The following is a 10,326-nucleotide window of genomic DNA, read 5'->3' as shown; positions in this document are numbered from 1 at the left end:
GAGCCCTGTCTTGGCACGCAGGCGCACCACGGAGATACCCGCGGGCAGGTCCACCGACAGCGTGGCCGAAGTGGCCGGCGCACCGGCAGGCGAAGACGCAGCCGGCGCCAGCTCCCCCACGATGGCCCCATTGACATACACCTGCACGCGGGCCGTGGTGGGCGAATCCAGCGTGGTCAGCGCCACCGTATAGCGTCCGGCACTGGTGGTGCGAATGGGCACCAGCAGCATTTCGCTTTTCAACGCGTCAGTGTTCGCTTGAATGCGGTAGGCAGTGCCGCCGTAGGCCCAGGCGGTATTGCCGCCTATGTAAGTCTGCAATGCAGTCGTTGCCTCGCGCAGGTACACCGTGCCGGGTACGGCCGTACCCAGCGTGGGCGAAGCCACCGGGCGGCTGGCGAGCGAGTCGAGGAACTGCAGCTTGGGGCTGGTGGTGTCCGACACGGTGATGTTCTTTGTGCCGTCAATGAACCACCAGGGTGCGCCCATGCCGCTGTAGTTGTAGTAGAGCAGCAGCTCGCCGCCATTGGCCTTCCACAAGTCGTAGGCTGCGGCCATGCGCCCGGGCATGCGCGGATCGGTGTTGTAGGCGTTGGCCAGCGCTTCGCCGCCGCCACCGCCGCCCAATGCGCTGCCGCCGGGCTCCGGCCCGCCTTCGTAGGACACATGGTGCAAGCCATAGCCCTTGAGCCAGGCGGTGTCCGTCTTGATGCGGTTGGCGAACGCCGCATCAGGCAGACCATCAAAGTAGGCCTGCATGGTCGAGGGCTGCGTATCGGCGGGCGCGGTGGTGGAGTCAAAGTAGCTGGCGCCGCCACCACCCCACCAGATTTTGCTCACGTCGCCATACTCGCCCTCTGCCCATATGAGCCCGTTGCTCAGATAGCTATTGGCATTGCCTGCCTGAATGGCAAATATCGGGCGCACGCGGTCCATCATCAAAGAGTCGCCCCAGACACCGCGAAACGCCCGGCTGATGGCTGCCGACCGATAGGCAATGAACCGCTTGAATGCCACCCATTCATCCGGCAAATCCCGCCCTATCGGGTGCGTGACGTCCGCGCGCACCGCGTCGGACATGGCTTTCACCCAGCCCAAGCCGTAAAAGCCAGCGCTGGAGTTCCAGATTTCATTGCCGTACTCGACATAGAGCCGAAGGTCGCTGCGCAGCGGCGGATAAGCGGGGTTGGCTTGCGCGCTGGTGTAAGGGTTCACGCCATCAGACCCGTAGCGGAAAAGCTGCGCCAGCTTGGCGATGTAGTCGTCGTCCGCCTTCACCGGCACGTTGATCCACAGGTCGCGCCCGGTCGCGTTCGCCAGTTGCACCAGCAACTCCCACGATTGCCCTTTGGCCTCGGTCATGCCGATGAAGTCCGGGCGCGTGCGCTCGCTCCAGTGCGCCGTGGGGTTGGTGTTGGTCGATGTCATGTCCATCGCCCGCAGGATTTGCACCTTGCGCATGGCAGTGATGAATTCCGAGGTGAACAGGACCGAACCATCCGTCGCATAGCCCGGGCGCCAGAGATGGACCTGGGTAACGCCATTCGCTCCTGTGGATGCGGCCGTGCGCCGGGTGTTCTCAAAAGTAAGCCAGGTGTTGCCCGTGACGTTCTGGGGCAGTACGACGTCGGCCGTGCTGCGGTTGCTAGTTGCGTCGTACGCCTGGTTGCGCACCTGCCCTCCAGCTACGCCGCCCAAGGACAGGTCCGCCTTTCCCGTAAAGATCAGCTTGTAGGTGCCCGCACCGATCGTCCTCGAATTGAACATGAGCCGGAAGTCAACCCCAGGCGCACCCGTGGCATCCGGATTCGTATTGGTGCCCCAGCTGGTATCCACAAACCGCGCCTGCCGCACCACATCCGCCATCGCAAAGCTGCGGTCCCAATAGCTCAGCATCGGCAAATTCATGCCCGCTTGCGTAGCATGTGCAAGTGCTGCGGGCGGATTCGATGGCACGTTTGATCCCCCTCCCTGGCTTTGGCCGGGGGCAGGTGCCGGGGTGGGACTCGATGACCCGATCGTGCCGCCTCCCTGACCCTGACTAGGACCGGGCGCCGGAGCAGGACTCGACGGGTTGCCAGTGTTCCCTGTCTGGCTGCCTTGAGGTACAGGCACCGACGCGGGGTTCGATGGCTTGGTGGTATTCCCCACCTGGCTGCCTTGGGGTGCAGGCGCTGGCGTGGGATTCGATGGCTTGCTGGTGTTCCCTGCCTGGTTCTGCTGAACACCGGGCACAGGGGCTGGCGTGTAACCGGCAACCACCAGGGGGGGGTGCCCACGGTCCTGCTCGACGACCATGCTGGATGTACCCACATCAGGCGATGCGTCTGACCCGCCCCCGCAGGCGAGCAGTGGGAGTGCGATTGCACAAATGGAGAGCAATTTTGCGGCTCTCGTCCGCAGCGTGGAGCAAGTCATGGCAGCACCGTTCACGATCCGTCGGGTGAACTACTCCCGGGCTTTGCCGGCGGGCTGGGGACTCCACAAGAGTCATTCTCTCAGGCGCGGCAAATAGTTCTTTAGGACTAATCGTCAATTTGCGTCGGATGGTAATAGTTCTTTCGGACTATTGCATTGCCTTATTTTTAATGATTTCTCTGACTGCAATAGTCATCTTCTTGCCAAGGCGGCGTACAAACGATGGTGTTTGCCTTGGCAAGGGGCGGGCTGGCGGGTTGTCCGGCGGATGCAGACAGGCACGGCAAAGCTGGCCGTGCCAGCTGGCTGGCACGAATGCGTGCGATCGAAAGGCAGTTACCGAAAGGCTCAGTAGTAACCGTAGCCGTAGCCGCGGCGCACCTCGGCTTCGGCCTTGTTGAGCACCACGCCCAGCAACTGCCCTGGCGGCAGGTGGCGCATGCTTTCTTCGATTTCCTTGCGCGTACTGTCGCCGTTGCCGACGACGAGCAGCACCGCATCCACGCTGGGCAGCAGGGCCATGACATCGTCGCCGGCCATGACCGGCGGCAGATCGAAGATGACGATGCGATCGGCGTAGCGCTCGCGCAGGTCGGCCACCATGCTGCGCACCACGACGGAAGAGAGCACCTCGGCCGCATGCGGCACCGGACTGCTGGTCGGCAGCACGACCAGGCGCGGCAAATCCGGGTTGACCAGGGCATCGGCCAGTTGCGCCTTGCCGGTCAGCACCTCGCTCAGCGAGGGTTTTTTGCGCACGCCCAGGTAGGCGCCCACGCGCGGGCGGCGCAGGTCGAAGTCCACCAGCATGGCGGTGCGCTGGGTGTGGTGGGCGATGCTGATCGCCAGGTTGATGGCGGTCACCGTCTTGCCCGAGCCAACGGTGGGCGAGGTGATCGCCAGTGTGCGCCAGCCCTTTTCGTCCATTTTCTGCAGTACCTGAGTGCGCAGCACGTCAAACGCCCAGTTGTCGGGGTTGGTTTTCTCGAACGCGACGATGCGGTTGCGCTCCAGCGTGGCGCGGTCCAGCCGCACCACTTCGGTCTGGGTGTAGTTGATTTCAATCACGCCGCTGGCGAGCGCATCCGCCTGTTGCGCGACAGCGGCGGGTGCAGCCGCAGCCGCGGGTGCCGTTTGCGGATGGGCCGGTGCGGCAGGTGCGGCGCCCACCGATTGCTGGCGGGCTTTCTCGAGGGCTTGTTTGATGCGTTCCATGGGCAATCCGGCCTACGAGAGCCGCAGCATGATCTTGAATGCCAGCAAATCCAGTGGCATGTAGAAAAAGTGGACGGCCGCCAGCGCCAGCGCCAGCGCCACCACTGCCGCCACCGCGGCGCGCAGCCACAGCTTGCGCCGGCGCACGCCTTCGGCGGCAATGGCGATGTAGGGCACGATGACCAGCGGCCGCTGGCCGACGATGGCGGTGAGCGCGCCCACGCCGCGCACCGTGCCGCGCAGGGTTTCCATCAGCATCACCATGCCGGCGGCCGCCACGGCGGCCAGCACCAGGCCAAGCGCGATCATCTTGCGCCGGTTGGGCTTGATCGGGCGATCGGGCGCAATCGGCGGCTCCAGCAGTGTGAAGCGCTCTGCTTTCTGCTCGCCTTCCAGGTTCTCGGCCACCTGCGCATTCATCTGCTTGGCGCGGATTTCCTCGAACTTGCGCTGCGCCGCCTCGCGGTCGCGCACCAGCGAAGCCAGCCCGCGCTCGACCTGCGGGGCCTTGAGCATCTGGTTCTCCGCCGCGCGCAGCTGCGCCTGGATCTGGCCCTGCTCGGCGCGCAGCGACGTCATGCGCGAGCGCGCGGAGGCGATGCGCGATTCGATCTTGGCCACCACCAGCTGCGCCGCCGCCACCGTGGGCGGCACCGGCAGGTTGCCGTCGGCGACGGGCGCGGGCTGCGGCTCTTTCGCGGCTTCGGCAATGGATTTTTCCAGCGCGGCGATGCGGCGCCTGGTGGTGCGCACGTCGGGGTAGCTGTCGGTGTAGAGCTCCTGCAGCTGCGCAAGCTGCTGGCGCAGTTTCTGCAGTTCCACCACGTTGGCATCGACCATGCCGGCGGCGGACGTGCCGCCGCCGGCGGCCGCGGCAGCGCTGGCCACGGCCACCTTGGCGCTGGCCAGCTCCACGTCGAGCGAACGGGCTTCTTCTTCTGCGGAGCTGTAGTCGCGCTGCGAATTGCGCAGATCGGATTCCAGCCGCTGGATGGTGTTCATCGCCAGCGCGGTGTTCTGCGGCAGCGCGGCGCCGTTTTCCTGCTTGTAGGCGGCGATCTGGCTTTCCAGCTTGTCCAGGTCGCTCTTGAACTTGTTCGCTTCCTGCGTGAGGAATTCCGTGGTCTGCGTGGCGCGCTCGGTGCGCACCTTGACGTTTTCGTTCAGGAACAGCGTCACCAGCTCGTTGGCCACGCGCTGGGCGATGTCGGGACGGCGGTCCTCGAACGAGACCTTGAAGGCGATGGTGGCCGAGCCGCGCTGGCCCTGGACGTTCGCATTGACCAGCTGCACGTCGATCAGGTCGCGCATCTTGTCGACCTGCTCCGACGGCGTGAAGGTGATCGAACGGTCGTCGAAGAGCTTGAACTTCTCGATGATGCGCATGAGGTTCTCGCGCGTCATCACGCGCTGGCGGATCACCTGGATGCGTTCGTCGGCAAAACTGGTGACGGTAGCCTGCACCAGGTCCGTCGGGATCTGCTGCGATTCGACCATGATGGTGCCGGTGGACTGGTACACCGGCGGCCAGAGCACCGCCACTGCGATGGCCACCGCCGATACGCTGATGAAGGTGGCGGCGATGAGCAGCACATGGCGCTTGACCATGGCGATGTAGTCGGCCAGCGACGGCTGGTAGTCTTCTTCTTGGGACATGCGCAAGCGGAGAACGCGACCTGAGGCGCCTGAGGCGTCAGAAGTCGGGGTGGGTGTACGTGAGGACAACGCCCGCGATGGTGGCGCCGCCACGCGTGGGCACGGCGATGGCGTCGTGCGCGGCATGCACCCGGCGCAGCTGCAGGGACAGGCCCCACAGCTGGGTCAGGTCACTGGAGACGCGCAGGCCCAGCTCACGCGTGGTGTCGATCTGCAGGCCTTTGGTGCGGTTCCAGGAGGCGTCCAGGGCAACGCGGGTGAATTCGGTCAGCAGATATTCCGCCGAGGCGCGCACCTGCTGGTTGGGTGAAAAGGTGCCGCGCAATGCGTCGGGCACGGGCTGGCGCGCGAGCGAAAGCGACATGTTCCAGCGCGGCGCCTTGTAGCCCGCCTGCGCCACCACCGTGGCCGAGGTATTGGTGTTGGCCGTGGCGCGATAATTTGCAGCGCCTGCCCGCACATCCCAGAACCAGGGGTCATCGGGACTTGCATAGCGCATGCCCAAGGCGAGATTGCTCATGGTGGAGTTGCTGGCCGGTTGCACCGGCCCCCCAGGAATACCGGATGCCAGGCTGTCGGCCGCAAAGCGCGATAGCGCGCCAGAGAGATACACATCCCTGCCCGGCGCCAGCGCGCGGCTGAGTTCACCGTTGACACTGAATTGCCGGCCGTTGGGCGCGGTATTGGCGCTGTAGCGGTTCCATTGCGCACTGAAGCCGCCGGTGGCGGTATAGCGCTCGCTGAGCTGGTGCATCACCAAGCCTTCGATGTTGCGCGTGGTGCGCGTGCCGTCGTTGCTCAGCTGCCCGGTTTCCTGCAGCAGCACGTTGCGCAGTGCCGCCTGGGAAAAGCCGCCGCGCAACTGGTAGATGGTGTTTTCAGCGGTGTGCAGCCATTCCCCCTGCAGATTGCCATCGCGCCGGTCACGGCTGAGCGCAGTGTTGCTGCTCTGCTCCAGCGTGGCACCGAGCTTGAGCGTGAGATCGTCCGGCCCGTCGCGGCGCAGCAGGGAATATTCCGGACTCACGCGCCAGCGCGTGACCCCGCCCTCGGGCAAGGAGTTCACACCCGGGTTGCTGTCACGCTCCAGTCCAGAGGACACCCGCAACGTTTGCTGGTAGAGCGACTGCGCATGCGCGGCAAGCCAGGGGGCAGATGCCAGCAGTGCAGCACCCAGCGCCAGAAGAGGCCGGAAAGCGGTCACGGCACGAGGATGGTGTCACCGGCCTGCAACACCACGTTGGTGTCCAGACTGCCACCCTTGAGCAGGTCGTTGTAGCGCACATCCATCACCGTGCGCTTGCCGCCGACATCGCGCAGCACGCGCACCGCATTGCCATCGGCGAAGCGGTCCAGCCCGCCGACCAGGCTGAGCGCCTGCAACGCCGTGGTGGCATCGGTGATCAGAGGCACAACGCCGGGCTTGACCACCTTGCCCACGACGTACACCACATTGCCTTCGGCGGCGATCACCGCCACCGTGACGATAGGGTCGGGCATGTAGGGCTTGAGGCGTTCCACCAGCTGTTTTTCGATGGTGTCGGTATCCAACCCAGCCACCATGATGCGCCCCACCAGCGGTAGCGTGATGCTGCCATCGGGCAGCACACGCACCTCGCGCTGCAGCGCCGTATCGCGCCAGACCGAGACCTGCAACCGATCGGCAGGATGCAGCACGTAGGGAGCCGTCGACTGCGCCATCGCAGGCGATCCCCACGAAACGCTCATGACCAACACCAGCAACAGGTATTGGAATAGTTTTTTCATGTTCATGAATCGACCCTGAAATGAATGGACAACGCTGGCACACGAACATTCGTGTCCAAAAAAGGAGCAGCAGCACTATCCATGATACCGGCAAGCCGCACTAACTCGCTCGCAAAGACGCCAGACAACGCGCATTTGCGGTGCCAGGACAACGGAACGTGCGCTGAATGCAACGTCTGCAAACAATTGCAGCCGCAGGAATGCGGGAGACAACCAAGAGACGGGCACGAAACGCAAGGGAAACTCGGACGCGCGCACAGTCATTGGGCACCTCCGACTCGGAGTGAAGGCCCCCGGCCGTCAAACCTTGCGACGACTGGAAACCCCTATAAACCCGACCAGCGCCGCGCCAAACATCCACAGCGCACCAGGCAGTGGCACATCCGCCAGGTTCGTGGTTGTCGACTTCCAGCCCTCCGCCGTTTTCTGGATCTGCAGGATATATTGCCCTTGCGGCAATGCGTACTGGGAATTTTGCCCTATTGCAAGATGCGGAACGCTCTCTGCCAGAGCCACCTGGGTGGCGGCACCCGGCGCAGCCTCACCCTGCTCCGCGCCCGTACCCTGCAAAAGGAAATAGTGCACGGGCACCCTTTCCTTCACGCTGGTGCCCAGCATGAAATCAGTGACGGAATGGATAGCGCCCGCCACCGTGTCATAGAAATGATCTGCGGTGTAGACCTGCGCTTGATTTTGGGCGCCATCCCACCCGCCCGCGCCATTGACGCCCGGAGCGACCGGCTGCACCGGGGCCGAGCCCGTCGCCCCGGCAAAGACCAGTGTGGCGACGACAACGAGGGATTGGAGTGAATTTTTGAACACGAGATACCAGCGAAAGCAGATTTATCAATTGGGGTCAAGCGTACCCCCCTGCCGCTGCTTCAGCAATGGCCCAATGGGACTACGTCAGCGAATGCTCAGTAGGCTTTTTTACCGGTAAAGGCGCCAAAGGTACGTACCAGGATGGACAGATCAAGCCAAACGGACCAGTTGTTGATGTATTCAATGTCCGATTGCACTCGCTGGATCATCTCGTTGATGTCACGCGTTTCCCCACGATAGCCACGCACCTGCGCCAGCCCCGTGATCCCCGGTTTGATGTTGTGGCGCGCAAAGTACTGCTGAATGCGCTGCGCGTATTCGTGGTCATGCTGCACGGCGTGCGGGCGCGGACCGACCAGCGACATCTCGCCACGCACGACATTGAAAATCTGCGGCAGTTCATCCAGGCTGGTGCGGCGGATGAAGGCGCCGACGCGGGTGATCCGGGGATCGTTCTTGGCGGCCTGCCGCACCGTACCCGCTTCCACCGGGTGCACGAACATGCTGCGGAACTTCCATATCTCGAACGGTTTGCCGTTCCATCCCATGCGTGACTGGCGAAAGAACACCGGCCCGGGGCTGTCGAGCTTGACGGCGAGCGCCACCAGCGCCAGCACGGGTGTGGCGGCCACCAGTATCAATGCCCCAAGTACGATGTCTTCCAGCCCCTTGACCAATCGGCGCGTGCCGGTCAGCGGCGTCTCCGAAAGCGTGAGCACCGGCACACCGGCAATCTCGCGCACACTGTGATTGATCAGACGCAACGAGAAGATGTCTGGTACCCAGTGGATGGTGACATGCTGGTCCAGCAGTTTGAAGTACAAGTCCTCGATGATGGAGGAGGCATGCAAGGGGATCGCAAAGTAGACCGTGCGCACGGCATGCTGCTCGATGAGTGTCGGCAGTTCGTGCAGATGACCGAGTACCGGCGGCAGACCATCCGCATGGGGCTCGGAAACGCCATCCTCCGACGCCAGAGCCACGCAGCCTGCGACGCGCTCGGAAAGCCAGGGGTTGTGTGCGATGCGCTGACTCAGATAGGAAGCAAGCTGGCTCGTGCCCACGATGATGACATTGTCTACCTCGACCGCATGCTTGACGAACGACTTCTGCAGCGCCCGCATGACCAGATGAAGAAACATCTGGGCACACAGTCCCCAGACGAAGAGTTGAGCAACCAGCAGGCGCGAGAACACATCGGTCTGCTTGGTCAGAAACCCCAGCGTCAGCAGCACGGCAAAGGCCAGGCTCCATGCCTGCGCCAGACGCGCCGCCTTGCCAGTGAAACTGCTGTTGCTGCGGTAGATGGCAAAGCGGTCGTACAGCAGCCCCATGATGGCCAGCAACAGCACAACCATCACCGTGTAGTGGGCATTGAGGACGCCAACCTGCCGCTGGATCAGCGCGTATGCGATACCAAGCACCGCCGCGCCATCCAGCGCCGCCTGCAATGCATTGCTGAAGCTGCCCCGGCGCTGCAGCACCGGGCGCGATGATCCGCCCAGTTCGCTCATTGCCCGCCGAGCGCGCCCGCAAGATCGGCCAGCGCCGCGCGGGCACCGTCTGCAATGCCCGCCGCCTGCGCACTTGAGAGCGGCGCCCAGGCAGCGGCAAGCGCAGCCTCTTCGCCTGCGGGCGCATCAAATACCGGCGCCAGAAGGGCTTCGGCCTGCTGCATGCAGCCGTACAGGGCGCCCGCCAGGGGCAGGACCTCGCGCGGCTGGTGCCAGGCGTCGAGCACGGCAAGAATGGCGACCGGCAGGCCCAGCGCATGCGCCAGGCGCGCCGTGGTGTGCGCGGCATGCTGGGCCAGCAAATCCTGCAGGGCCTCAATGCGTGACGCATCGCTATAAGATGGATAGCGGCTGGCGCGCTGCAGCAAATAGAAAGTGCCCAATTGAACCACCAGGCCGCAGAGACCGGCCTCGTCGGCCCGGGCACCGGCATGCGAGGGCGCGAGCAGCCGCGCCAGCACCGACAGGCGCACCGAATACTGCCAGGCGGCATCGGCTATGGCGCCAAAGTGCGGCGCACCGGCCAGCGCGCGCATCTGCCCCACGGCCACCGCCGTGGCGGCGGTACGCACCATGTTGAAGCCCACGCGCTGCACCGCCTGCTCCACGGTGAGGATCTGCACGCCTGCCGGGTTGAAGGTGACGCAGTTGGCCAGGCGCAGCAGCCGCGCGGTGACCAGGGGCTCGGCGCCCACCAGCGTGGTGACGCGCGCCACCGAGGCATCGGGGTCATCCAGCACCTGGCGCAGCGCGGCAAGCACCTTCAGCGCAGTGGGGAATTGGGCATCGCCGGCCAGCAGATCGCGATCTACCGATGCGAGGAAACCGTGATGGCTGTTCATGGGCGGACGTTGTACAACACGATGCGAAATGCTACGGAATTCATTATCGCCGATGCCAACAGGGTCTTTGCCACGGCCAAAGCAGCCGAACG

The 10,326-nt window shown here is 64.2% G+C and carries 8 protein-coding genes; all 8 read right to left on the bottom strand.

Going from position 1 to position 10,326, the window contains the following annotated elements; genetic code table 11:
- Nucleotides 1–1,908 (bottom strand): hypothetical protein (locus K320_RS0117380; protein WP_024540072.1); only part of this gene is annotated, 1,908 nt, incomplete at its 3' end.
- An 858-nt stretch (nt 1,909–2,766) separates the two neighbouring features.
- Nucleotides 2,767–3,633: a CpsD/CapB family tyrosine-protein kinase gene (locus tag K320_RS0117375; RefSeq protein ID WP_024540071.1), complete on the bottom strand. Its 867-nt coding sequence runs from the start codon at nt 3,631–3,633 to the stop codon at nt 2,767–2,769.
- A gap of 12 nt (nt 3,634–3,645) precedes the next feature.
- A complete protein-coding gene (locus K320_RS0117370) occupies nt 3,646–5,289 on the bottom strand; it encodes a GumC family protein (protein ID WP_024540070.1) in 1,644 nt (547 codons plus the stop codon).
- Between the two features lie 37 nt (nt 5,290–5,326).
- Nucleotides 5,327–6,493, bottom strand: a complete 1,167-nt coding sequence (locus K320_RS0117365; protein ID WP_024540069.1) for a porin family protein — start codon at nt 6,491–6,493, stop codon at nt 5,327–5,329.
- Nucleotides 6,490–7,062, bottom strand: coding sequence for a polysaccharide biosynthesis/export family protein (locus K320_RS0117360; RefSeq protein WP_024540068.1), 573 nt, complete (start codon nt 7,060–7,062; stop codon nt 6,490–6,492). Before K320_RS0117360 ends, K320_RS0117365 begins: the two co-directional genes overlap by 4 nt.
- A 294-nt stretch (nt 7,063–7,356) precedes the next feature.
- A complete protein-coding gene (locus tag K320_RS0117355; RefSeq protein WP_024540067.1) occupies nt 7,357–7,878 on the bottom strand; it encodes a hypothetical protein in 522 nt (173 codons plus the stop codon).
- Nucleotides 7,879–7,973: 95 nt separating this feature from the next.
- Nucleotides 7,974–9,392 (bottom strand): undecaprenyl-phosphate glucose phosphotransferase, encoded by a 1,419-nt coding sequence (locus tag K320_RS0117350; protein ID WP_024540066.1) that lies wholly within the window; start codon nt 9,390–9,392, stop codon nt 7,974–7,976.
- Nucleotides 9,389–10,234: an HDOD domain-containing protein gene (locus tag K320_RS0117345; RefSeq protein ID WP_024540065.1), complete on the bottom strand. Its 846-nt coding sequence runs from the start codon at nt 10,232–10,234 to the stop codon at nt 9,389–9,391. The genes K320_RS0117350 and K320_RS0117345 overlap by 4 nt, the downstream gene beginning before the upstream one ends.
- Nucleotides 10,235–10,326: the final 92 nt, after the last annotated feature.

This window comes from Comamonas badia DSM 17552, from assembly GCF_000484635.1.
Lineage (GTDB): Bacteria > Pseudomonadota > Gammaproteobacteria > Burkholderiales > Burkholderiaceae_C > Comamonas_C > Comamonas_C badia.
The sequence above is the reverse complement of the archived record's forward strand: the minus strand, read 5'-3'. Positions and strand labels throughout refer to the sequence as shown.

Bases quoted from the DNA above. Each gene is read 5' to 3' on its own strand.
- K320_RS0117370 (WP_024540070.1), bottom strand. From the start codon at position 5,289: ATGTCCCAAGAAGAAGACTACCAGCCGTCGCTGGCCGACTACATCGCC.
- K320_RS0117350 (WP_024540066.1), bottom strand. From the start codon at position 9,392: ATGAGCGAACTGGGCGGATCATCGCGCCCGGTGCTGCAGCGCCGGGGC.
- K320_RS0117375 (WP_024540071.1), bottom strand. From the start codon at position 3,633: ATGGAACGCATCAAACAAGCCCTCGAGAAAGCCCGCCAGCAATCGGTG.
- K320_RS0117360 (WP_024540068.1), bottom strand. From the start codon at position 7,062: ATGAACATGAAAAAACTATTCCAATACCTGTTGCTGGTGTTGGTCATG.
- K320_RS0117345 (WP_024540065.1), bottom strand. From the start codon at position 10,234: ATGAACAGCCATCACGGTTTCCTCGCATCGGTAGATCGCGATCTGCTG.